General features: G+C 73.6%; 25 protein-coding genes. 9 read left to right on the top strand and 16 right to left on the bottom strand.

Going from position 1 to position 22,828, the window contains the following annotated elements; translation table 11 throughout:
• Positions 1–165: 165 nt before the first annotated feature.
• The 4 genes from ACFZAU_RS28630 to ACFZAU_RS28645 all read right to left on the bottom strand — a co-directional run bounded on the left by ACFZAU_RS28630 (position 166) and on the right by ACFZAU_RS28645 (position 3,561).
• Positions 166–1,230 (bottom strand): hypothetical protein, encoded by a 1,065-nt coding sequence (locus tag ACFZAU_RS28630; protein WP_500554508.1) that lies wholly within the window; start codon positions 1,228–1,230, stop codon positions 166–168.
• Positions 1,227–2,198, bottom strand: coding sequence for a hypothetical protein (locus tag ACFZAU_RS28635; RefSeq protein WP_500554509.1), 972 nt, complete (start codon positions 2,196–2,198; stop codon positions 1,227–1,229). Before ACFZAU_RS28635 ends, ACFZAU_RS28630 begins: the two co-directional genes overlap by 4 nt.
• Positions 2,195–2,989, bottom strand: a complete 795-nt coding sequence (locus ACFZAU_RS28640) for a hypothetical protein (RefSeq protein ID WP_500554510.1) — start codon at positions 2,987–2,989, stop codon at positions 2,195–2,197. The genes ACFZAU_RS28635 and ACFZAU_RS28640 overlap by 4 nt, the downstream gene beginning before the upstream one ends.
• An 83-nt stretch (positions 2,990–3,072) precedes the next feature.
• The gene (locus tag ACFZAU_RS28645) at positions 3,073–3,561 is read right to left on the bottom strand and encodes a hypothetical protein (RefSeq protein WP_500554511.1); all 489 of its coding nucleotides are present in this window, start codon (positions 3,559–3,561) and stop codon (positions 3,073–3,075) included.
• 391 nt (positions 3,562–3,952) lie between these two features.
• Between ACFZAU_RS28645 and ACFZAU_RS28650 the strand changes: the two genes are divergently transcribed.
• On the top strand, positions 3,953–4,315 hold the full coding sequence (locus tag ACFZAU_RS28650; RefSeq protein ID WP_500554512.1) for a DsrE family protein: 363 nt from the start codon (positions 3,953–3,955) through the stop codon (positions 4,313–4,315).
• A gap of 80 nt (positions 4,316–4,395) precedes the next feature.
• Here ACFZAU_RS28650 and ACFZAU_RS28655 read toward each other — a convergent pair whose 3' ends face one another.
• From ACFZAU_RS28655 to ACFZAU_RS28690, 8 genes are all read right to left on the bottom strand, one after another.
• Positions 4,396–4,665: a DUF3099 domain-containing protein gene (locus ACFZAU_RS28655; protein ID WP_500554513.1), complete on the bottom strand. Its 270-nt coding sequence runs from the start codon at positions 4,663–4,665 to the stop codon at positions 4,396–4,398.
• 87 nt (positions 4,666–4,752) lie between these two features.
• Positions 4,753–5,043: a DUF1416 domain-containing protein gene (locus ACFZAU_RS28660; RefSeq protein ID WP_499608943.1), complete on the bottom strand. Its 291-nt coding sequence runs from the start codon at positions 5,041–5,043 to the stop codon at positions 4,753–4,755.
• A gap of 40 nt (positions 5,044–5,083) precedes the next feature.
• Positions 5,084–5,929 (bottom strand): sulfurtransferase, encoded by an 846-nt coding sequence (locus tag ACFZAU_RS28665; protein WP_500554514.1) that lies wholly within the window; start codon positions 5,927–5,929, stop codon positions 5,084–5,086.
• Between the two features lie 145 nt (positions 5,930–6,074).
• Entirely contained in the window at positions 6,075–6,155 is an 81-nt protein-coding gene (locus ACFZAU_RS28670; RefSeq protein ID WP_354797803.1) for a putative leader peptide, read from the bottom strand.
• 160 nt (positions 6,156–6,315) lie between these two features.
• Positions 6,316–7,029, bottom strand: coding sequence for an LmeA family phospholipid-binding protein (locus ACFZAU_RS28675; protein WP_500554515.1), 714 nt, complete (start codon positions 7,027–7,029; stop codon positions 6,316–6,318).
• Between the two features lie 45 nt (positions 7,030–7,074).
• Positions 7,075–7,956, bottom strand: a complete 882-nt coding sequence (locus tag ACFZAU_RS28680; protein ID WP_500554516.1) for a hypothetical protein — start codon at positions 7,954–7,956, stop codon at positions 7,075–7,077.
• A 4-nt stretch (positions 7,957–7,960) separates the two neighbouring features.
• Positions 7,961–8,224: a MoaD/ThiS family protein gene (locus ACFZAU_RS28685; protein WP_018559654.1), complete on the bottom strand. Its 264-nt coding sequence runs from the start codon at positions 8,222–8,224 to the stop codon at positions 7,961–7,963.
• Between the two features lie 112 nt (positions 8,225–8,336).
• The gene (locus ACFZAU_RS28690) at positions 8,337–9,179 is read right to left on the bottom strand and encodes an alpha/beta hydrolase (protein WP_500554517.1); all 843 of its coding nucleotides are present in this window, start codon (positions 9,177–9,179) and stop codon (positions 8,337–8,339) included.
• Between the two features lie 177 nt (positions 9,180–9,356).
• Between ACFZAU_RS28690 and ACFZAU_RS28695 the strand changes: the two genes are divergently transcribed.
• The 6 genes from ACFZAU_RS28695 (at position 9,357) to ACFZAU_RS28720 (ending at position 14,904) form a co-directional block, all read left to right on the top strand.
• Positions 9,357–10,118 carry a response regulator transcription factor gene (locus ACFZAU_RS28695; protein WP_500554518.1) on the top strand — a complete coding sequence of 254 codons (762 nt, stop codon included), beginning with the start codon at positions 9,357–9,359 and terminating at the stop codon, positions 10,116–10,118.
• 66 nt (positions 10,119–10,184) lie between these two features.
• Positions 10,185–11,207 carry a LacI family DNA-binding transcriptional regulator gene (locus ACFZAU_RS28700; RefSeq protein ID WP_500463693.1) on the top strand — a complete coding sequence of 341 codons (1,023 nt, stop codon included), beginning with the start codon at positions 10,185–10,187 and terminating at the stop codon, positions 11,205–11,207.
• A 176-nt stretch (positions 11,208–11,383) separates the two neighbouring features.
• On the top strand, positions 11,384–12,418 hold the full coding sequence (locus ACFZAU_RS28705; RefSeq protein ID WP_500554519.1) for a S1C family serine protease: 1,035 nt from the start codon (positions 11,384–11,386) through the stop codon (positions 12,416–12,418).
• 29 nt (positions 12,419–12,447) lie between these two features.
• Positions 12,448–12,633, top strand: coding sequence for a hypothetical protein (locus ACFZAU_RS28710; RefSeq protein WP_089227694.1), 186 nt, complete (start codon positions 12,448–12,450; stop codon positions 12,631–12,633).
• A gap of 70 nt (positions 12,634–12,703) precedes the next feature.
• Positions 12,704–13,441, top strand: a complete 738-nt coding sequence (locus ACFZAU_RS28715) for a response regulator transcription factor (RefSeq protein WP_500554520.1) — start codon at positions 12,704–12,706, stop codon at positions 13,439–13,441.
• Positions 13,441–14,904 carry a sensor histidine kinase gene (locus ACFZAU_RS28720; protein ID WP_500554521.1) on the top strand — a complete coding sequence of 488 codons (1,464 nt, stop codon included), beginning with the start codon at positions 13,441–13,443 and terminating at the stop codon, positions 14,902–14,904. Before ACFZAU_RS28715 ends, ACFZAU_RS28720 begins: the two co-directional genes overlap by 1 nt.
• Here ACFZAU_RS28720 and ACFZAU_RS28725 read toward each other — a convergent pair.
• The 4 genes from ACFZAU_RS28725 to ACFZAU_RS28740 all read right to left on the bottom strand — a co-directional run bounded on the left by ACFZAU_RS28725 (position 14,901) and on the right by ACFZAU_RS28740 (position 20,150).
• Entirely contained in the window at positions 14,901–16,544 is a 1,644-nt protein-coding gene (locus ACFZAU_RS28725) for a ricin-type beta-trefoil lectin domain protein (RefSeq protein WP_500554522.1), read from the bottom strand. The genes ACFZAU_RS28720 and ACFZAU_RS28725 overlap by 4 nt on opposite strands.
• 171 nt (positions 16,545–16,715) lie before the next feature.
• On the bottom strand, positions 16,716–17,900 hold the full coding sequence (locus tag ACFZAU_RS28730) for a glutathionylspermidine synthase family protein (RefSeq protein WP_500554523.1): 1,185 nt from the start codon (positions 17,898–17,900) through the stop codon (positions 16,716–16,718).
• Complete coding sequence (locus tag ACFZAU_RS28735) at positions 17,900–18,196, bottom strand: hypothetical protein (RefSeq protein WP_499608916.1); 297 nt, start codon at positions 18,194–18,196, stop codon at positions 17,900–17,902. Before ACFZAU_RS28735 ends, ACFZAU_RS28730 begins: the two co-directional genes overlap by 1 nt.
• Positions 18,197–18,350: 154 nt before the next feature.
• On the bottom strand, positions 18,351–20,150 hold the full coding sequence (locus ACFZAU_RS28740; RefSeq protein WP_500554524.1) for a bifunctional metallophosphatase/5'-nucleotidase: 1,800 nt from the start codon (positions 20,148–20,150) through the stop codon (positions 18,351–18,353).
• Between the two features lie 371 nt (positions 20,151–20,521).
• On the opposite strand from ACFZAU_RS28740, the gene ACFZAU_RS28745 reads away from it, so the two are divergent.
• Together ACFZAU_RS28745 and mshD are read left to right on the top strand one after the other, a co-directional pair.
• Positions 20,522–21,559, top strand: coding sequence for an MFS transporter (locus ACFZAU_RS28745; protein ID WP_500554541.1), 1,038 nt, complete (start codon positions 20,522–20,524; stop codon positions 21,557–21,559).
• Positions 21,556–22,500 carry a mycothiol synthase gene (gene mshD, locus ACFZAU_RS28750; protein ID WP_500554525.1) on the top strand — a complete coding sequence of 315 codons (945 nt, stop codon included), beginning with the start codon at positions 21,556–21,558 and terminating at the stop codon, positions 22,498–22,500. Before ACFZAU_RS28745 ends, mshD begins: the two co-directional genes overlap by 4 nt.
• Positions 22,501–22,828 lie beyond the last annotated feature (328 nt).

Consider the following 22,828-nt stretch of genomic DNA (forward strand, 5'->3'; position numbering starts at 1 on the left):
TCGAAGAAGAACTCAAGGGGGCTCACGAGCGTGCTCCTCGGGCATGCGCGGACGGTCGGCGGCCCGGTGGGGCCGGCTACGAGTCTAGTGGGCGGGTGCGGGCGCGGCCGCGTGAGGTCTCCCCACGCGCCGCGCCCGCACCCGGTCGCCCGTGTACGGCCCGGGTCAGCCGAGCAGCTGTGCCTGGAGCAGCACGGTCTGGTGGAACGGCACGGCGGGCTGGGTGCCGGCCTTGGAGAGGACGACCACCGCCAGGACGTCGCCGGCCTGGACGTAGCCGTAGCGGACGTGCTCGGCGCCGCGCGGTTTGTCCTCGTCGAAGAGGGAGGGGTGCAGCTCGGGGTCGTCGAGCCAGGTCGACTCCCACTCCTTGTCGTAGTCGGCCGAATCCGCCTGCGCGGGGGTGCCGTCCACGACGAACGTGTCCTTGGCGTCGCCCGAGTAGCCCGCGGTCGCGAACTGCAGCAGGTAGACCTCGGCGCGGGTGCCGTCGCCCATGGTCCAGGCGCGGGCGGCGATGTGCCGGAGGGTGTTCTGCTCCAGGGCCGCGCCCAGCTTCTTGCGGTCTCCCTTGGGGTAGAGCTCCAGGAAGTCGCCGGTCGGCAGCCACCCGGTGGCGCCCGGGAAGTCCTTGTCGACCTTGGCCCCGGCGGGGGCCGGGAGCAGCAGGGTGCGGACGTCCGCGTAATGACGGCGTGGCCGGTTCTGCTCCGTGTCCAGCGCGCGGGGCTCCCCCGCGGGGAGCTTGGGCAGCTTCAGCGCGGGGTACGTCCAGCGGCCGTCGTCCGGGGTCTCCAGACCCGGGATCTCGGTCCGCTCGGGCTGCGTGACGGCGTACGCCGCGGCGCCGCCGAGGGCCGCGAACACCACGACGGCGGCCGTCCACCGCAGCGCGGCCCGCAGGACACGCCGCTCCCGCAGCGGCTTCCGCCGAACGGGGACGACGGCTGCGGGGGTGGCCGCTTCGGGGGTGGCGCCTTCGGGGGTGGCGGCCTCCGCCGGCACCCCGTCCGCGGGCACGGGCTCGGGCTCGGCTGCCGGCGATGCGTCGGGGGACACGGCCTCCGCCTCCGCCACGACGGCCTCCGGGGCGGCTTCGGCCGGCACCCCGTCCGCGGGCTCGCGCTCAGGCTCGACGGCCTCCGGGGCGGCCTCGGCAGAGGTCTGCGCCACGACGGGCTCCGCGGCCTCCGGGATCTTCACGTCGTCTCTCTGGGTCTGCTCGCTCATGCGGCCTCTCCCGGGTCCTGTACGCGGTCGAGCTGCTGCTTGAACAGATCCGCGGCGTCGTCCTTCTCCAGCGGCGAGGTGCCGGAGACGGACATGCGGATGGTCAGGTCACCCTCGGTCGCCTCGCAGATCATGGTGTCGAGCTCGGCGCCGGGCTTCTTCGGCGGCAGTACGCAGCGCGCCTTGTCGTGGCCCTCGATCCTCGGCCCGTTCCTGAACACTCCGAGCGCCTTGGTGAACTCGGTGAAGAACTCGGTTCCGGCGCGCGCCGCGCGCTTGTTCTTCATCTGCACGATCTGCGTCTCGAAGACGGCCGCGCCCATCGCCTCGCGGTACGTCCGCAGGCCGACGCCCTGGATGTGGAGCCCCGCCACGGTCTTGTGCAGCCGGTCGCGCTGCTTCTTCGGCAGTCCGGCGAGGTCGCCCTCGAACACGGCCACCGCCTCCTTGCCGGTGAACTCGGCGTCGTTGCCGAACTCCCCGACGTCCGGGCCCGGCATGTAGGTGTCGGGCACGGGCAGCAGCAGCTTGCCGAGGGTGCCGTAGTGGCTGCCGCCGGACTGGGTGCCGTACTCGCCGGTCTTCTTCGGCTCGGGGGCCTTCCAGGTCTGGTGGCTCGCCTGCTTGCCGTCGTCCTTCTGGTGCTGGAGCACGGCGAAGCCGATGCCGCCGCCCGCGACGACGGCGACCAGCGCGGCGGCGATGCCGAGCGCGAGGCCGCGACGGCCGCGACGGGGCGCGGGTGCGGGTGCGGGTGCGGGTGCGGACTCGGACGCGGACTCGGGCACAGGAACGGGCACGGGGACGGTCTCCGGCGCGGTGTTCCCGTCCACGGGCTCGGGCCCTGCGAGCGGCACAGGCTGCGCTTCGGACGGGGCCGCCGGCGCGTCGGCACGGCCCTCGGACTGCGGCTCCGGCTGGGACTCCGGCTGCGACTCCACGGGGACAGGGGTGTTCTCGTCGCTCACAGCCGCTCCCACTGCCGCTCGGCCAGGGACATCATGGTGGACTTCTTGATCGGCCGTTCCGAGTTCACCCAGATGTCCATCATGACCGTGCCCTTCCGGGCCAGGGCGCGGGCCGTGTACAGGGGCAGGTAGCCCGCCTTCGTCCAGGGCTTGGAGTAGACCCACACCCTGCCGTCGAAGGCGCCTGGGATGGCGGACCCGGTGTTGCCCGCGTACTTCTTCTCGGCCATGTAGCTCTGCTGCCCGTCGAGCATGTCGTCGGTGTAGGTGCCGCTCTCGTCACGGAACTGGATCAGGCGGACCTCGGTGGTGGTGGTCGTGGCGTAACCGCCCGTCCGCCACACGGAGACGGCGGCCCTCCGGAAGTCGTTGCTGTTCAGCTCGCTGAACATGTGGTCCGGTTGGTCGAAGCTGTCCGCGTACTCGTACAGCGACATCCAGTGGTCGTTGCCGGTCCGGCCGTCCAGGTCCTTGGCGCCCTTCGGCCGCTTCAGCAGCAGCTTGCGCAGGTCCGCGTCGGAGGTGACCAGCGTGTCCTCGGCGGCCGTGAGCGGCTTCGCCGCGGGGGCGGCGCCCTTGGGCTGCACGAGCTTGTGCTGGGCCAGCGGCGGGAGCGGGGTCTCGGGGCGGTCGTACTGGATCTGGTATCCCGTGCCGGCGCCCGCGAGGACGCCGAGGACGGCCGCGCAGGCGATCAGCAGGGTGGTCCGGCCGCGTCTGCGCGGCGGGCGGACGGGGGGCCCGTCCGGAACAGGTGCGTCCTGTTCCGGGACGGGGGTGTCCTGGGACAAGGGGTTCTCCACTGGCGTGTTCGTGGGTGGGTGGGGCCGGCGTGCGGGCCGGCCCGTACGTTCGGTGTGCCGTGCGGCTCGGCTCAGCGGCCGGTCTTCAGGCGCCGGTACTGCTGGTCGAGGAGCCGCGCGAGCAGGTTCTTGCCGGGGGTCTTCGCCCCGGTGACGGAGAGGGTGATGTGCACGTCGCCCTGGTGGGACAGGACGATCACCGAGCCGGTGCTCTCCGCGGAGGAGGACGACAGCCGGTAGGCCTTGCCGGGGGTGCCCGAGGACGGCAGCGTGATCCGGGTGCCCTCGTAGTAGAAGCCGTCGTAGTAGGCCGTGGCGGAGCCGGCGCTCGCGAAGCGGACGAGCTGCGCGGAGACCTCGTAGTCGCCGTCAGCGGTGAGGTAGGTCCGCTGGGCCGCGGCCTTGAAGCCGCCTGCGGCCAGGGCCCGCTTGACGTCCGCGGAGTCCGCGACCTCCGAGCGGGACAGCTCGGTGCCCTGCTCGTCGCCGTAGACCTCGGCGTCCGCCGGCGGGGTCAGCAGGAAGTAGCGCAGGTCCCCGCTGTGCCTGCCGTCGGCCACGGTGCCCTTGAGGGTGTGGGCGGGCGAGGGCGAGGCCGTCGCGCTCCGGCTCGGGGAGGCCGTCGGCGACGGCGTCCCCGGTCCTGTGGTTCCCGGATCCGCGCTGCTCGGCGCGGTATCGGCCGGGAACGCGGACGCGGACGGCGATGAGGACGATGAGCCGAACGCCACGACGGCCCCGGCAGTCAATGTCGCGAGCACAACAAGTCCGGCAATCGTGGCGATCACGACGCCGGTACGCGATTCAGTACGCGCGTCCACAAGCCCCCCCCGGGCAGAAATCCGCCGCAGGCGCGCTGATCGCGCCTACGCGGCGAACGCATTATTGTCGAGCGTCGGCAAACGCTCCCAGTGTTTTTCCTGTGAGACCGGCCACCCTAAGGTATGAGCCATGGCGAAGAAGCTCGTGATCAAGGTAACCGCAGGTGCCGACGCTCCCGAACGCTGCTCCCAGGCGTTCACGGTAGCGGCGGTGGCGGTCGCCAGCGGCGTCGAGGTGTCCCTCTGGCTGACCGGTGAGTCCTCGTGGTTCGCGCTGCCGGGACGGGCCGCGGAGTTCGAACTGCCGCACGCCGCGCCGCTGCCCGAGCTGATCGAGGGGATCCTTGCGGGGGGCCGGATCACGCTGTGCACGCAGTGCGCGGCGCGCCGCGACATCACGGAGGCGGACGTGCTCGACGGCGTCCGGATCGCCGGTGCGCAGGTCTTCGTCAGCGAGGCCATGGCCGACGGTACGCAGGCACTCGTCTACTGAGCCGCCGCGCCCCGGCCGGGTGCGCGAGAAGGCGGGCGTGGGCGCAACAGGTGCGGTGGGCGCGTGGGCGCCCCGGGGCGTCAGCGCTGGTCGCGATGGTCGTCGCGGCGGTCCAGCTCGCGCCACCACTCGTCGGAGGTCGCGTCGCCGGTCTCGTCCCACCAGTGCTCGTCCGGGCCCCTGCGGTTGGCCACCACGGCGGCGATCGGCGGGATGACCATGGCCACCACGCACATCCCGACCGCCACCGGCACCGACCACAGGCGCACGAGACTCCACGCCAGGACGAAGAGCAGGACGCAACTGCCCATCATGGCGTAATACCAGCGACGACGACGCCTCGTGGACACCCTTCCACCGTACGACCCGAAGGGCCGCACTCCCAGTCGGTGGCCCGGTGGGAATGTGCGGCCCTTCTTCGTACGCGCTGCCGTGGGTCAGACGGCGATGGCGACCTCGGTGAGGTCGCCCTGCTGGGCGACGACGGCGCGGTCCACCGTCGCGCCCGGCACGAGGGCGCGCAGCGTCCACGTCCCGGGGGCCGCGAAGAAGCGGAACTGGCCGGTCGCCGAGGTCGGCACCTCGGCCGTGAACTCGCCGCCGCCGTCCAGCAGCCGGACGTAGCCGGTCACCGGCTCGCCGTCGCGGGTCACGGAACCCTGGATGATCGTCTCGGTCGCCACGTCGATGCCGGCCAGGTCCGGGCCGCCGGCCTTCGCTCCACACATGGTGCTGATTCCTCCGGGTAGGGGTCTCGGGTCTCGGGGCTTACTTCGCGGCGCCGAGCTCGATCGGCACGCCGACGAGGGAGCCGTACTCGGTCCAGGAACCGTCGTAGTTCTTGACGTTGGGCTGGCCGAGCAGCTCGTGCAGCACGAACCAGCTGTGCGCGGAGCGCTCGCCGATGCGGCAGTAGGCGATGGTGTCCTTCGCCAGGTCCACGCCCTCGCCCTCGTACAGCTCCTTCAGCTCGTCGTCCGACTTGAAGGTGCCGTCGTCGTTGGCCGACTTCGACCACGGGATGTTCCGGGCGGTCGGGACGTGGCCCGGGCGCTGGGACTGCTCCTGGGGGAGGTGGGCCGGGGCGAGCAGCTTGCCGGAGAACTCGTCGGGCGAGCGGACGTCGACCAGGTTGAGGCTGCCGATGGCGGCGATCACGTCGTCGCGGAAGGCGCGGATCGAGACGTCCTGGGCCTTGGCCTTGTACTCGGTGGCCGGGCGGGACGGGACCTCGGAGCCGTCGACCAGGTCGCGGGAGTCCAGCTCCCACTTCTTGCGGCCGCCGTCGAGGAGCTTGACGTCCTGGTGGCCGTAGAGCTTGAAGTACCAGTACGCGTAGGACGCGAACCAGTTGTTGTTGCCGCCGTAGAGGACGACGGTGTCGTCGTTCGCGATGCCCTTCTCCGACAGGAGCTTCTCGAAGCCGGCCTGGTCGACGAAGTCACGGCGCACCGGGTCCTGGAGGTCCTGCTTCCAGTCGATCCGGACGGCGTTCTTGATGTGGTTCTTGTCGTACGCCGACGTGTCCTCGTCGACCTCGACGATGACCACCTTCGGGTCGTCGATCCGGGCCTGGACCCAGTCGGCGTCCACCAGGACGTCACTGCGGCTCATTGCTGTCTCCTCCGGGGCAGTTGCGGAATGTCACGGCGCACGGACGGGTGCGCAGGGGGGCCGGGCTGCGCTGCGCGGGCGCGCCACGGCGTGAGCGCGGGGAAGGGTGGGGCGGAGTGCGGCGCCGGGAGACGGCGCGGGGCCCCTAGGGGACGCGACAGAGCATGGCGGCGACACGGCACAGGTCGACTGCCCGCCGCTTCGTGAGGTCCGCCTGTCGCTTCATGGCCTCGATCGTAGGGAAGGGGACCGGCCGGTGTCACCGGCGGTCCGTATCCCGAGATGAGATTGTCCGTACTTCGAGATGAACATCGGGTGCCGCACCTCCGGCCGGTGGCCCGGGGCCCGCCGGCCGCCGCGTCGGCTGCGGAGCGGACGCCGACGTCTCACTGGGCGAGAACGACCTTCTTGCCGGTCGCCGCGATGTCGATGCCGTCGGCGGTCGCGGTGACCGACGAGAGCTCGATGCCCTCCGGCAGGCCCGTCAGCGCGCGGGTGAAGTCGATCCGCTCGCGGATCAGGTCCTCCACGACCGGGGGCAGCGAGTCCAGTCCCGGTATCTTGCCCGCGGTCAGCTTGATCTTGCCCTTGCCGGCCACGGCGACCTCGCTCACCACGCTGCGCTTGATCGTGCCGACCGGGGTGGAGACCTCCACCCCCATCTTGACCTGGCCCTTGCCGTTCGCCGAGGTGCCACCGTAGCCGATCGTCACGCCGCTGGGGGCGGCCTTGGCCAGGTCCTCGTAACTGACCAGCGCGGTGCCCTCGGCCGTGTCGGCGACCGCGCTGCTGAAGCCGTCGCCCAGGCTCACCCCGTGCAGGTCGGCCCGGAAGCGGGCGACGCGCAGCGTCTCGCCCCCGGTGCCGGCGGCCTGCACGCCGTCCGCCGTCACCTCGACGTCGTCCAGCTTCTTGGCCAGCACCTGCGTGAGGAACGGGAAGCCCTTGATGTCGATCCCCGGCGGGGAGGTCAGCCCCAGCGTCGTCTTCGCCCGGTCCGCCGCCTCGGACTCCGCGAAGTGCACGGCGATCCGGTCCGCCGCGACGAACAGGCCGCCGAGGAGCACGAAGAGGACGAGCAGGACCTTCAGAGTGCGCATGCGACAACCCCCGAGTCGGTGTTCGGACCGACCCTAGTCGGTGTGTCAGCCCAGCAGTGCCCGGGCCGTCACGTAGACCGCCGGGGCCGCGGCGGTCAGCGGCAGCGCCACACCCGCCGTGAAGTGCACGAACCGGGACGGGAAGTCGTAGCTGGCCACCCGCAGGCCGATCAGCGCGCAGATCCCGGCGACGAGCGCGACCGGCGCCGCGTCGGAGGTCTCCAGCTGCCCGAGGGCGACGCCGCTGCCGGTGGCGGCCGCGAGCGCGACGAGGACCGAGACCACGCCGGGCAGCGGGATCGCCCGGGCGAGCGTCGCGACGGCGACCGCGACCACCGCGGTCACCACGGCGTCGGTGCCGCGCGGGTCGGCCGTCGTCGCCAGGAACCCGGTGGCCAGGATCGTGATGAGCGTCGAGGCGGAGGTCGCGGTCAGCGAGGAGAGCCGCTCCTCGGGGGTGCCGCGGTGGCGCAGCTGCAGGACGAGGACGAGCAGCAGCCAGACGCCGAGGGTGCCGATGATCACCGCCGGGGCGTTGTCCACCCCGTCGGCCAGCACGGCGACCTCGGCGGTGACGCCCGCCAGGAAGGCCAGCACGATGCCCTGCCGGGCCGGCCACATGCCGTTCAGCCGGAACCAGCCGGCCGCGGTGACCGCCTGCAGCAGCACGCCCGCGGCGGCGAGCGCGGGGCGGCCCAGCAGCGCTCCGCCGGCCAGCAGCAGCGCCAGGGCGGCCGTGACGAGGGCGGGCTGCATGCCGGGGGCGATGATCGGCGAGCCGGTGCGGGAGGCCTGCCGGCGCCGGGCGGCGCGGCCGCCGCCGGGGGGCGGCTCCGGGGCGCCGTCCACGGGCGGGAGGAGGGCGGTGGTGTCGTGCGCGGGCATCGGGCCCGCGCCGCGGTCGTACCAGTCGTGGTTGTCGGTCACGTGCTCATCCTCCCGCGAACGGCGGGAGCACCTCGACGGTGCCGCCGTCGGCCAACCGGACCCCGGCGTGGTCCCGGGTGCCGACGGGGTTCCCGTCGACCAGGAACGAACAGTTCGCCAGGACGCGGGCGAACTCGGGGCGGGACGCGTGGCGCTCGCGCGCCGCGTCCAGCGCCTCGGCGAGGGTGCCCTCCCGGTACGGCTCCTCCGCGGCGCCGGCGGCGGCCTTGGCCGCGGCCCAGTACCGGATGGTTCCGTGTGCCGCCATAGCGGTCCTTCCGTTCGCCCGTGCGGGTCCTGCCGCGGTCCATGATGGCGCAGCGCGGGCGGGGCACGGCGGCCGGGCCCGGTCCGTGCGGGCGGCGGGCGGGCCGGCGGGGTCAGGCGGGCGGGACGGCGGGGCGGGTGCGGGCGGCCGTCCACACGGCGATGCGGCGCAGGAGGTCGGGCGCCGCGGCGTTCTCGGCGTGGCCGAACCCGGGCTCGATCCACAGTTCGGCGGCGCCGCCCGCGGCCTCGGCCAGGGAGAGCGGGTGGTCGAGCGGGAAGTAGCCGTCGCGGTCGCCGTGCACGACGAGCAGGGGTGTGGGCGCGATGGATCGCACCGCCTCGACGGGCGGCACGGGCACGGGGTCCCAGTCCCTGTCGTGGATGCGCGTGTGCAGCAGCCCCCGGGAGACCAGTCGTCCCACGGGCTGGGTGATCGCCCAGTGCACCCGGCGCATCGGTGCCGTACCGCGGTAATACCAGCGCGCGGGCGCGCTCACGGAGACGACGGCGTCAACGTGCGCCCCCTTGTGCGCCGGTTTGCGCCCCGCGTGCCGCAGGACGACGGAACCGCCCATGGAGAAGCCCACCGAGGCCACCGCGGGGTGACCGAGCCGCCGTGCCCAGCGCACCGCGGCGTCCAGGTCCAGGACCTCGCGGTCGCCGACCGTGGAGCGCCCGCCCGAGCGGCCGTGCCCGCGGAAGGAGAAGGTCACCACGCCACCGACGCCGTCCACCCCGGCGAAGGTCTCCGCCGCCCGGACCACGGCCGGCCGCTCCAGGGCGCCGGTGAAGCCGTGCGCCACCACGATCGCGAGCCCCCCGGGCGTCGTCCCGGGCAGGTACGCGGCGTCGATCGGCACCCGGTCCTCGGCCGTCAGGACGGCCCGCAGCCCCCCGGAGAGGATCGACGGGACACTCGACCGCACGGCGGCGGACTCACTCACGGACTCCATGTGGGCTATTCTCTTTGGTCAAGAGGATCCGGGCAGCGTCGCCCCCGGGTCCTTTCGTGCTTTCCGGGGCACCGGAGCGCACACGTCGGCGCACGCACACGTCCTCGCAGGACCGAGGAGGGTCGCTATGGGCAAGCGGAACACGCATGACCGGACGGTGGACGACGGGAGCGGCCGGTGAGCTCACTCCTCCTCCTGACCAACGCGCTGCAGCCGTCCACCGAGGTGCTCCCGGCGCTCGGGCTGCTGCTGCACAACGTACGGGTGGCCCCGGCCGAGGGCCCCGCGCTGGTGGACACGCCCGGCGCCGACGTGATCCTCGTCGACGGCCGCCGCGAGCTGCCGCAGGTCCGCTCGCTGTGCCAGCTGCTGCGCTCCACCGGGCCCGGCTGCCCGCTGGTCCTGGTGGTCACCGAGGGCGGGCTGGCGGCCGTCACCGCGGACTGGGGCATCGACGACGTCCTGCTGGACACGGCGGGGCCCGCCGAGGTCGAGGCGCGGCTGCGGCTGGCGATGGGCCGGCAGCAGATCGGCGTCGACGACAGCCCGATGGAGATCCGCAACGGCGACCTGTCGGTGGACGAGGCCACGTACAGCGCGAAGCTCAAGGGCAGGGTCCTGGACCTGACCTTCAAGGAGTTCGAGCTGCTGAAGTACCTGGCGCAGCACCCGGGCCGGGTCTTCACCCGCGCCCAGCTCCTCCAGGAGGTCTGGGGCTACGACTACTTCGGCGGCACCCGCACCGTGGACGTCCACGTACGGCGGCTGCGCGCCAAGCTCGGGCCCGAGCACGAGTCCCTGATCGGCACCGTCCGCAATGTCGGCTACCGCTTCGTCACCCCGGAGAAGGGCGAGCGGGCGGCGGAGGAGACGGCGCCCGCGCGGACCGGGCAGGAACCCGCGCAGGGGGCGGCCGTGACCGCCTCCGGGAACGCGTGATCACGCGGTGGTCACGCCTGTGGACAGACGGTGGGACGCGCGGGTGTACCCGCGTAGACTCGGCCCGTGGCAAAGGTGACGCGTGACGATGTGGCCAGGCTTGCGGGGACCTCGACCGCGGTCGTCAGCTACGTCATCAACAACGGACCCCGGCCGGTCGCACCGGCCACCCGCGAGCGCGTGCTCGCGGCGATCAAACAGCTGGGCTACCGCCCCGACCGGGTGGCCCAGGCGATGGCGAGCCGCCGCACCGACCTCATAGGGCTGATCGTGCCGGACGCCCGGCAGCCGTTCTTCGCGGAGATGGCGCACGCCGTCGAAAGGGCGGCCGCCGAGCGCGGCAAGATGGTGCTGGTCGGCAACTCGGACTACCTCGACGAGCGCGAGGTGCACTACCTGCGGGCCTTCCTCGGCATGCGGGTCTCCGGGCTGATCCTGATCAGCCAGGGCCTCAGCGAGCACGCCGCGACGGAGATCGACGCCTGGGACGCACGCGTCGTGCTGATGCACCGGCGCCCGGAGGCGATCGACGACGTCGCGGTCGTGACGGACGACGTCGGCGGCGCCCAGCTCGCCACCCGGCACCTGCTGGAGCACGGCCACGCGTATGTGGCCTGCCTCGGCGGCACCGAGATCACCCCGAAGCACGGCGACCCGGTCACCGACCACATCGAGGGCTGGCGGCGGGCGATGCAGGAGGCGGGCATCCCCGTCGACGGCCGCCTGTTCTCGTCCTCGTACAACCGCTACGACGCCTATGAGGTCGGCCTGGAGCTGCTGTCCCGGCCCGACCGGCCGACGGCCATCGTCTGCGCCACCGACGACCAGGCCATCGGCCTGCTCCGGGCTGCCCGCGAACTGCGGATCGACGTGCCGGGCGAGCTGGCCGTGGCCGGGTTCGACGACGTCAAGGAGGCGGCGCTCACCGACCCGCCGCTGACGACGGTGGCCTCGGACCGCGAGGCGATGGCCCGCGCGGCGGTCGACCTGGTGCTGGACGACGGGCTGCGGGTGAACGGCTCGCGGCGCGAGCGGCTGCGGCAGTTCCCGTCCCGGCTGGTCGTACGGCGCAGCTGCGGCTGCCACTGACCACGGCGCCGGCCGCGGCGGGCCCGCCCCCGCCCCGGTCGGCGGCCCGTCTACGGGCTGTGTAAGCGTAGGCCCTGACCTGCGGCTTCGTTCCTTATATCGGGCATACGGAACTCTGCCCCGCTTCTCAGGTCACACTCAGGCGGCTCTCATGTTCAGCGAGAACAGTCATAGGCATGAACGAGAGCACCCGTCGCAACGACGCCCACGACCCGCAGCAGCCGCAGCAGTCCTCCGGCGCCGGCGGGTACCCGCCCCGGCCGCCCTACGAGCCGCTGCTGACGTACGGGCACCCCGCGCCCTACGCCGCGCAGCCGCAGCCCCAGGCGCCGTCGCAGCGCCGGAACCGCCGTCCCGTGGCCCTGGTCGCCTCCGTGGCGCTGGTGTCCGCGCTGATCGGCGGCGGCACGGCCGCCCTCGTGGGACGGGCGACCACCCCGGCCTCCACGGCGGGCACCTCGACGAAGGTGATCGGCACCAGCAGCTCGGGCAGCACCGGTGTCTCGGCCGTGGCCGCCGCCGTCAGCCCGAGCATCGTGGAGATCAGCGCGACCTCGGCCGCCGGGGAGTCGACGGGTTCCGGGGTGGTCGTCACCGGCGACGGTGAGATCGTCACCAACAACCACGTCGTCTCCGGGGCCGACTCGGTCAAGGTGACCTTCAGTTCCGGCAAGACGGTCACCGGCAGCGTCGTCGGCACCGACAGCGGCAAGGACCTCGCGCTGGTGAAGGCCGAGGGCGTGAGCGGCCTCACCGTCGCCTCGCTCGGCGACTCCAGCCGGGTCGCGGTCGGCGACCAGGTCGTCGCCATCGGCTCACCCGAGGGCCTGACCGGCACCGTCACCAGCGGCATCGTCTCCGCGGTCGACCGCGACGTCACCGTCTCCACCGGCGAGGGCCAGGGGCAGCGGCCCGGCGGCGGGACCGGCCGGTGGCCGTTCGAGTTCGGCGGCGGCCAGTACAACGGCGACGTCGGCCCGTCCACGACCACGTACAAGGCGATCCAGACCGACGCCTCCCTCAACCCCGGCAACTCCGGTGGTGCCCTGATCAACATGAGCGGCGAGATCATCGGCATCAACTCGGCCATGTACTCCGCCGCCTCCTCCGCCACCGGCCAGGCCGGCAGCGTCGGCCTCGGCTTCGCGATCCCGGTGAACACCCTCAAGTCCGACCTCGGCACCCTGCGCAACGGCGACAGCGACAGCTGACCGCACCGCATCGAAGGGATGTGGGCACCATGAACGTCTTCCTCAGCACCTCCCTCCACCCCGCTACCGTCCCCTCCGGCCCCGCCGACCGCGCGCTGATCCCCTACCGGGAGCCGGCCGCCCGCGAGCCCGAGATCGCGACCACCCGCCGGTACGCGCGCCGCTACGCGCGCCGGGCGATTGCGGCCCACCGCCTCGCCGCCGTGCGAGGCTAAGAACCGGAGCACCCCGCACCCCCGGGCGGCACCCACCGCCCCCGACCCTCATCCCGCGAGGTGGAAGACCATGAGCCCCGGCGAGAACGGCGAGGCCCCCGCCCGCATCCTGATCGTGGACGACGAACCCGCGGTCCGCGAAGCACTCAGGCGCAGCCTCGCCTTCGAGGGATACGAGACCGAGCTGGCGGAGGACGGCCTGGCCGCTCTGGACCAGGTCGCCTCCTGCCGGCCGGACGCGATCGTCCTCGACGTCCTCATGCCGCGCATGGACGGCCTCACCACCGCCCGCAGGCTGCGGTCCGGCGGCACCACCACGCCGATCCTCATGCTCACCGCCCGCGACACGGTCGGCGACCGGGTCACCGGTCTCGACGCCGGCGCCGACGACTACCTGGTCAAGCCCTTCGAGCTGGACGAACTGCTGGCCAGGCTGCGGGCGCTGCTGCGGCGCAGCGCGTACGCGACGGTGACGGGCGGCGCCACCGGTGAGGAGAGCGCGCTGTCCTTCGCGGACCTGCGGATGGACACCTCGACCCGGGAGGTCACCCGGGCCGGCGTGCCGGTCGAGCTGACCCGCACCGAGTACACCCTGCTGGAGATGTTCCTCGCCCACCCGCGCCAGGTGCTCACCCGCGAGCAGATCCTCAAGGCGGTCTGGGGCTTCGACTTCGAGCCGAGCTCCAACTCCCTGGACGTGTACGTGATGTACCTGCGGCGCAAGACGGAGGCCGGGGGCCTGCCGCGGCTGGTCCACACCGTGCGGGGCGTCGGCTACGTACTGCGCTCCGCGGAGGGCAAGGGCTGATGCGGCGCATCCCGCGCTTCCGCTCGCTGCCGCTGCGGTCCCGGCTGGCGATCCTCACCGCGGCCGCCGTGGCGGTCGCCGTGGCCGCGTGTGCGCTGGCCTGCTGGTTCATCGTGGAGAAGCAGCTGATGGACCAGCTCGACGAGTCGCTGCGCGCGCCGGGCAACGCGGCCCCCGCCGCCCGGAGCGTGCTCGGCGACTACGGGTGCCTGAGCTCACCGCAGAGCGACACGTCCGACGGGCCGCTCTCCTTCAACCCCAACCACTCGTCCGTGCTGCTCGTCACCGAGGACGGCACGGGCTGCTGGGTGCTCGGCGACGAGATGCTCCCGGTGACGGAGGCGGACCTGGCCGTGGTCCGGGGGCAGTCCTCGGAGTCCCTGCAGACCGTGACCACGAAGGACGGCACGGAGATGCGGGTGCTGACGCGGCCCGCCCAGATCGAGTACTCCCGCCAGCGGACGGAGCAGGCCGCCATCTCGGTCGGCCGCCCGCTGGACGAGGTGACCGGCCCGCTCAACACCCTCGCCCTGATCCTGCTGGCCGTCAGCGGCATAGGGGTGCTCGGCGCGAGCGCGGCCGGCCTCGGGGTTGCCCGCGCGGGGCTCAAACCGGTGGACCGGCTGACCGACACCGTGGAGCACGTGGCGCGCACCGAGGACCTGAGCGTCCGCATCCCGGTCGAGGGCCGCGACGAGATCGCGCGGCTGTCGGCGTCCTTCAACTCGATGACGGCCGCGCTGTCCTCCTCCCGTGAACTCCAGCAGCAGCTGATCGCGGACGCCGGGCACGAGCTGCGCACCCCGCTCACCTCCCTGCGCACCAACATCGAACTGCTGGAACGCAGCGAGCTGACCGGACGGGAGCTGCCCGCGGAGGACCGCCGGGAGCTGATGCTGTCGGTGAAGGCGCAGATGGGCGAACTGGCGGCGCTCATCGGCGACCTGCAGGAGCTGTCCCGGCCGGACGCGGCGCACGGCGGCGCGCCCCCGCAGACCGTGGCGCTGCACGAGGTCGTGGAGGCCGCGCTGGAGCGGGCCCGGCGGCGTACCGGCCCCGACCTGAAGATCACCGCCGACCTTGCCCCCTGGTACCTGCGGGCCGAGCCGTCGGCCCTGGAACGGGCGGTGATCAACCTGCTGGACAACGCGGTGAAGTTCAGCCCGCCGGCCGGCACGGTCGAGGTGGAACTGCACGGCGGGGAGCTGACCGTCAGGGACCACGGTCCGGGCATCCCCCCGGAGGACCTCCCGCACGTCTTCGAGCGCTTCTGGCGATCGGCCTCCGCGCGCAGCCTGCCCGGCTCGGGCCTGGGCCTGTCGATCGTGGCCCGTACGGTGCAGCAGCTCGGCGGCACCGTCGCACTGCAGCACGCGCAGGGCGGCGGCACCGTGGCGGTCGTCCGGCTGCCCGGGGCGCGGACCCCGCCCCCCGAGGCGCCGGAGGGCACGCCGGCCGGCTAACCGGCGTGCCAGCGCTGGGCGTCGGCGGTGCCGACGGTGGTGAAGGAGAGGGTGGAGCCGGGGATCGAGCCGTCCGGCCGCATCGCGGTGCCGAGGTCGATCTGCGGGCGGACCCGGCCCAGCGAGTCGACCAGGAACAGCAGGTTCGCCGCGTTCCCGCCCTCGACCGACGAGCAGGCCCAGATGCCGAGGCCGCGGTCGGTGTCGCCGCGCGAGTCCAGGCAGAAGGCCGGGTCCGCGCCGTTGACCAGCAGGCCGCGCGGGTCCACCCGCCACTTCTGTGAGGCCGAGCCCGCGTCGCAGCCGGCGACGATGACGTCGTCCCCCTTGTCGAACTCCTCGTCCCGTACGTCCAGGCAGAGACCCGAGGCGTCGTTGACGACCTGGGCGTAGGCACTGCCCGGCACCTTCCGCGGCGGCCGGGTGCCCGGCGTGCGCGTCGGCGGTGCGGGCGACCGGGCCGCCGTCCCGCCCGGGCCGCCGGAGGCGCCCGCCGTACGGGAGGGGCCCGGCGTCGCGGTGGGGCTCGGGGTGACGGTCTGCGTGGCGGTCGCGGTGACCGTGACCGCCGGCGGCCTGGGCAGCACTCCGCCGTTACCGGTCGGGGCGGGGTGGTCGCCCGTCGCGTAGACCAGACCGGTGGCGGCCAGGGCGGCGACGGCGACGAGCAGCAGGGAGACCAGCGGCGAGGGGTAGCGGGTGCGCAGCCTCAGCAGCCGCTCCAGCGGGCCGGGCCGCCGGCGCCGGCGGGAAGTGCCGGGCGCCGCGGGCGGGGCGGGCGCGGTGGCGGGCGGCTCGGGGGCGGACCGGGCCGCCAGGTAGGCGGGCCCCGCCCAGCCGAGCAGGGCCGCGACCAGCAGCGGCCGGGGGTCGCGTTCGAGGGCGATCAGCGTCTCCAGCGCGCCGGAACAGCCCGGGCAGTGCGCGAGGTGCCGGTCCACGTCCGCGTTCTGCCGGGCGTCGTCGCGGCGGGCGGCGGCGTCGAGGAGCCGGCCGAAGCCCTTGCAGCGGGGGTCCTGGCTGCGGTCCAGGTACGTCCGCAGGTAGGCCTCGCGCAGCGCGTCCCGGGCCCTGGCGGTCAGGTCCGCAAGCTCCGAAGGCCGGTCGCCGGTGCACAGGGCGACGCCGGCGGCGCTCTCCCGCTCCACGACGGCGTGCCACAGCACGCCCTGGGTGTGCTGCGGCAGGGCGGCGAAGGCACCGGCCGGCACGGAGCGTTCGGCCAGGTGGAGCCGGGGGTGGACGGGCAGGCCCGGCAGGCCGGGAAGGCGCTGCTCGGCGCCGCGGATGTCGTCGATGAAGGCGGCGTACGCGTCGCCGAGCCGTTCGCGGCGGCTGCCGGCCGCCCACACGGCGGCGGCCTGGTGGACGAGCATCAGCAGCCGGTGCCGCCAGGGGCCGCGGGGGTCGACGCCGCGGTGCACCTCCTGCCAGGCCAGCGCGAAGGCCTGCGCGGCGAGTTGGCCGGCGGCGGCCCCGTCGCGGGTGCACAGCCGGGCGTAGCAGGCGACGGCGGGCAGGTGGCGGCGGCGCAGTTCCTCGGTCGCCGGGTAGGCGGTCGGCGCGCCGGCCCGTACCCGCTCGGTGAGGGCGGCGTCGGACAACTCCTCGTACACGGGCGCTTGGTGCTTCTGGGACACGGCGGACCACCCGGACACATCGATGGGTCTGGAGGGACGGGGCTGCCCATGGTGAAGCACAAGTTACTGCCGAGGAAAGTGTTCCCGCCGGTAACTCCCCGGCACCGGAAGGGGTAAGCGCTTCAGCCCACGCGCGGTCGCCGAAGGGTCACCCCGCGCCGCCGTTCCGGCTCAGCTGATCACGTGCGGCAGGAAGCGCGCGTACGTGTCGGTGACCAGGCCCGCCGACTCGCGGATGCCGAGCCCGGCCGCCTCGTCCGCCACGACCCAGGCGCCCAGCACCACGTGGTTGCCGTCGAACACGGGCAGCGGGGCCAGTTCCTGGTAGCAGCAGGGCTCGTCGGCGGGCGGCGCCGCGGCCTCGCCCGCCCGGTGCACGGTGACGCCCGCCCCCTCCCGGCCGAGCAGCGGCTTGGCGACCCAGCCCGTGGTCCGGGCGAGCTCACGGGGACCGTCGAGGTACGCGGCGAGGAGGTTGGGGTGGCCGGGGTAGAGCTCCCACAGGACGGCCAGCAGCGCCTTGTTGGAGAGCAGCATCTTCCAGACGGGCTCGATCCAGCAGGTCGTGCCGGTGCCGCCGCCGTTGTCGAGGGTGTCCAGGACGTGACCGCCGAACTGGTCGGTGGCCAGCCATTCCCAGGGGTAGAGCTTGAAGCAGCTGCGGATGAAGCGCAGCCGGTCGTCGACGAAGCGGCCGGACAGCTCGTCCCAGCCGATCGCCTCCACCGACAGGGCGTGGGTGTCGAGACCGGCCTGTTCCGCGGTCTCCCGCAGGTAGGCCACCGTCATCAGGTCCTCGCCGAGCTCGTCGGCCTCGGTGTGCGCGAAGTGCACCGGTCCGGGCGGCAGCAGCGGGGCCTGGCGCCGCCACGCGTCGACGAGGCGTTCGTGGAGGGAGTTCCACTGGTCGGCGCCGGGGAAGCGGTCCTCCATCCAGAACCACTGGGCGCCGGCCGCCTCCACCAGCGAGGTGGGGGTGTCGGCGTTGTACTCCAGCAGCTTCGCCGGGCCGGTCCCGTCGTAGCGCAGGTCGAAGCGGCCGTAGAGGGAGGGGAGTTCCGCGCGCCGCCGCCATGACTCGGCGATCCGCCCGGCCAGGCGCGGGTCGTGGACGCCGAGCTCGGCGAAGCGGCCCTCGGCGACGATGTGCTCCGCGGCGGCGAGGCACATCGCGTGCAGTTCCTCGACGGTCTCCTCCAGGGCCTCGACCTCGGGGAGCGAGAACTCGTAGTAGCCGCTCTCGTCCCAGTACGGCCGCAGCGAGCCGTCGGGGTAGCGGGTCAGCGGGTAGACGACGCCCTGCTCCTCCACGGTCCGCTGCCAGCCGGGCCGCGGCTCGACGGAGTGCCGGCGCATCAGCCGCCGCCGGACCCGTGGCCCGAGCCGTGGCCGCCGAAGCCCCCGGTCTTCACCGACGACTTGTCGAAGCTGCCGCCCTTGGCCTTCCCGCTCCGGACGCTGCCGCCGTAGTAGTAGCGGCCGTGGCCGTGATCGTCCTCGCACTCCTTGGAAGGAAGCGTCCGGTAGGTCTCGGGGTCGACGCAGCGCTTGTCGGGTTCGGAGCCGCACGCGGTCAGCGCGGCGGCGAGCACGCCCATGCCGCCGAGGATCACCGTGCCGGACCTGAACCGCCGTCGCCCCGTAGTCGTCATGTCCACAGCGTAGGCAGCGGAGGCCCGCAGCACGAGGGCGGGGTCGCGGGCGCCCTGGCGAGAACGGCCGGGAACGGCCGGGGGCGGCCGTCGGTGTCGACGGCCGCCCCCGGTGCGGTGCGCGGTCGCGGGACCCGCCCGCTCCCGCCGCGTGCTACTGGACGATCGTGATGCGGTCGGCCGCCGGGGCCGCCAGCGGCGCGGAGGCCGAGGAGTTGGCGGTCAGGTAGGCGTTGAGCGCGGCCAGGTCGTCGCCGCCGACGAGCTCGTTCGTCCCGTTGGCCAGCTCGGCGAAGCCGTCGCCGCCGCCCGCGAGGAAGTTGTTCATCGCGACGCGGTAGGTGGCCGCCGGGTCGATCGGGGCACCGTTCAGGCGGATCGAGCCCGCGACGACGCGGTCGGCGCCGGACTTGGTGAGGTCCAGCGTGTAGGTCAGGCCGGCGGAGATCTGCAGGATCTTCGGGGCGGCCGCGTTGGCGCCGCTGACCTGCTGCTGCAGCACGGTGACCAGCTGGGCGCCGGTCAGGTTCCGCAGGTTGACCGTGTTGCTGAACGGCTGGACCGCGAAGCCCTCCGCGTAGGTGACCACGCCGTCGCCCTCACTGCCGGTGGCCTTGTGCACCAGGTCGGTGCGGATGCCGCCGGGGTTCATCAGGGCGAGGTCGGTGTCGGGGTCGAGCGACTTGCCGTAGGCGAGCTGCGCGTCGGCGATCAGGTCGCCGAGCGGCGACTCGTTGCCGGCCCGGTTGATGTCCTGGGAGATGTAGCCGACGGTGCGGCCCGCGACCGGGGCGGCCAGCGTCTGCCAGCGGCCGATCAGCGCCGTCAGGTCCGCGGCCTTGCTCTGGGTGCGGTCGACGACGTGGTTGGAGCCGCTCACCGAGGCGCGCACGATGTCGTGGGTGCGCAGGTCGTACTTCATGTCCAGCTCGGTGAAGAGCCGGCCGAAGGAGGCCGCGCTGGTGACCAGGCGGTCGTGGCCCTTGGGGTCCGGGACGGTGCAGACGTACGCGTTGTGCGTGTGGCCGGTGACCAGCGCGTCGACGTCCGCCGAGGTGTTCTTGGCGATGTCGACGATCGGGCCGGACAGACCGGTGCCCGCGCCGCCCGCGTCGCAGTTGTAGTTGTACGCGGAGGAGGCGGGGAAGCCGCCCTCGTGCACGAGCGCGACGACGGCGTTGACGCCCTGGCGCTTGAGCTCCTTGGTGTACTTGTTGATCGTCTCGACCTCGTCGAGGAACTTCAGGCCCTTGACGCCCTCGGCGGAGACGATGTTGGGGGTGCCCTCGAGCGTGACGCCGATGAAGCCGACGCGGACGCCCTTGACGTTCTCGATGGTGTACGGCTTGAGCAGCGGGCGGCCCGTCTTCTCGTTGACGACGTTCGCCGAGAGGATCGGGTAGTCCGCGCCCTTGAACGTGCGGCCCTTCTCGTAGCAGCCCTCGACCGGGTGGCAGCCGCCGTTCTGCAGGCGGAGCAGCTCGTCCTTGCCCTCGTCGAACTCGTGGTTGCCGACGCCGGTGACGTCCAGGCCCAGCTTGTTCATGGCCTCGACGGTGGGCTCGTCGTGGAACAGGCCGGACAGCAGCGGGCTGGCGCCGACGATGTCGCCCGCGGCGACGGTGAGCGAACGCGCCTGGCCCTTGCGGGCGGTGCGCAGGCTGGAGGCCAGGTACTCGACGCCGCCGGCGTCGATCGTCTTGGTGGTGCCGTCCGCCTGGAGCTCGGTGACGCGGCCGGAGGAACCGGCCGGGGGCTCCAGGTTGCCGTGGAAGTCGTTGACGGCGAGCAGCTGGAGGTCGACGGTCCGGCTGCCGTGGCCGTGACCTCCGTGGTGGGTCTCGTGGGCCTGGGCGGTCGGGCTCGCTATGACGAGCGCACCGACCGCGGCCAGGCCGGCGGTCGCGGCGGCGACGCGGCGTGCGCCACGGTGACGCGGGTGGGTCACAGACATGGGTCCCCTTGGACGTGGGCGATGGACGTGGGCGATGGAGGTGGGACGGAGGACGGCGGCAGCCTATGGTCAACGCGCGTAGTTGTCAGTGGCTTTGCGGTTACGGGCAGGTTTCGACTGATCGGTACATGTCGGATCTCCGGGGATGACGTCTCGCATCTCGGAAGGATCTGTCTCGCCATTCAAACAAGCGGCATAGTTGGATCCACCACCGACCGAGGAGGTGCACGCCATGCGCCGCCGCTGGCTGATGCTCGCCCTGGGCACCGGGGCGCAGACCGCCGCCTGCGCCTTCGTCTACGGAGTCCCCTACCTGGCCGCCGCGTTGCGGGACACCGCACGGGCTTCTCATCGCCTGCCCCACCGCCGGGCTGGTCGCCGCCCTCGTCGCCTGGGGCGCCGCCGCGGACCGGTACGGCGAACGCGTCGTGATCGCCTCGGGCCTCGGCGGCGCCGCCGTGCTGCTCGCCCTCGCGGCCGGCCCGGTGGGCGCCGGGCACGGCACGACGGCACTGGGCGCGCTGCTCGCCCTGGCCGGAGCCGCGGGGGCCTCGGTGTACTCCGCGAGCGGACGCCTCGTCATGGGCTGGTTCTCGGCTCGGGAGCGCGGACTGGCCATGGGCATCCGGCAGACCTCCACTCCGCTCGGCATGGGCGTGGCCGCGCTGACCATGCCGTCGCTCGCGGCCGCGCACGGGGTGCGCGGCGCCTTCGGCTTCCTGGCGGCGGTGTGCGGGGCCGTCGCCTGCCTGGTCGCGCTGTTCGCCGCCGACCCGGCACGCCCGCAGGCCGCTCCCGGGGCCTCCCCGGCCGTCAACCCCTACCGGGGCTCGGCCACCTTGTGGCGGATCCACGGCGCGGGCGCGCTGCTGGTCGTACCGCAGTTCACGGCGGGAGCCTTCGCCCTGGTGCTGCTGGTGGACACCCGGGGCTGGTCGGCGGTCGGCGCCGGGCGGCTGATCGCCCTCGCGCAGGTACTGGGGGCCTGCACCCGGATCGCCGCCGGACGCTGGTCGGACCGGGTCGGCAGCCGGCTGCGGCCGATGCGGCAACTGGCCGTCCTCACCGCCGTGGTGGTCTCGGCGGCCGCCCTGACCGCGGCCTTCCCCTCGCCACTGACCGCGGCCGCCCTCGTAGTGTCCGTCGGGATCACCGCCAGCACCAACGGGCTGTCCTTCACCGCCACGGCCGAACGGGCGGGCCCGTCCTGGTCCGGTCGCGCCCTCGGCGTCCACAACACCGGCCAGAACCTGACCGCCGCCCTCGTCCCTCCGCTGAGCGCCGCCCTCATCTCGGCCACCGGCTACTGGCCCGCCCTCGCCGCCGCGGCGGTCGTGGCCTGCGGTGCGGCGGCACTGGTGCCGATGGACACCTCCCGCACCCCCGCGGTCGTAAGCTCGGTCCCATGACCGACGCAGCAGCACAGCAGACCGCCGTGGGCCCCCGCCGGATCGAGACCCTCGACGAGCTGAGCCCCGGCCGGGCCGACGCGGTCCTCGCCCTGATCGAGGCGGCCGCGGAGGTCGACGGCCAGGCCGCGGTCTCCGAGCAGGGCCGGCTCCACCTGCGCGGCGGCGCCCGTGAGGGCGTTACCCACCTGCTGGTCGAGAGCGACGGCGCGCTCGTCGGGTACGCCCAACTGGAGGACACCGACCCGGTCGAGGCCCCCGCCGCCGAGATGGTCATCCACCCGGCGCACCGCGCGCAGGGCCACGGCCGCGCGCTCGGCCACGCCCTGCTCGCCACCTCCGGCAAGCGACTGCGGGTGTGGGCGCACGGCGGCCACCCCGCCGCCCGCCACCTGGCCGGACTGCTCGGTCTCGCCCTCTTCCGCGAGCTGCGGCAGCTGCGCCGCCCGCTGGCGGAGGGAGCCGGCGCACCCCCGCTGGGCGAGCCCGTGTACCCCGCCGGCGTCACCGTGCGCACCTTCGTCCCCGGCCGGGACGACGCCGCCTGGCTGGCGGTCAACGCCGCCGCCTTCGCGCACCACCCCGAGCAGGGCAGCCTCACCCAGCGCGACCTGGACGACCGCAAGGCCGAGCCCTGGTTCGACCCGGCCGGCTTCTTCCTCGCCTTCCGCGGCGACCGGCTGGCCGGCTTCCACTGGACGAAGGTGCACGCGCGCGAGCGCCTCGGCGAGGTCTACGTGCTGGGCATCCACCCCGAGGAGCAGGGCGGCGGCCTGGGCCGGGCGCTCACCCTGACCGGGCTGCGGCACCTCGTGCACGACCGCGGCCTGCCCACCGCGATGCTCTACGTCGACGCGGACAACGCACCCGCCCTCGCCGTCTACGAACGCCTCGGCTTCACCACGCACGAGGTCGACCTGATGTACCGCACGGAGACCTGAGCCCCGCCGCCGGGCGGTCCGCCCCCCGGACGGGCCATCGCCCGGCCGCGGGCCGGTCCGCGACGGATCCGCGACGGATCCGCGGCAGGACGGCGCGGGGGGGGCCGCCGGGGAGCCCTCGCGGGGCCGTCGCGGTGACCGCCCGGTCACGGCCGGTACGTACGGCGATTTCCTGACCGCCACCTGCCCGTTACCGGCGATTCAAACTCGCTTGCGAGCATCTGTGAATGCAGACGCCCGCCGCCACCTCCCTCCCCCCTCTCGACCTGCCGGTATCCCGGCTCGCCGGGGACAATGGAGGCATGGTCGGTGGCCGGGTTCCGCGCGC

Source organism: Streptomyces sp. NPDC008238 (assembly GCF_042956445.1).
Taxonomy (GTDB): Bacteria; Actinomycetota; Actinomycetes; order Streptomycetales; family Streptomycetaceae; genus Actinacidiphila.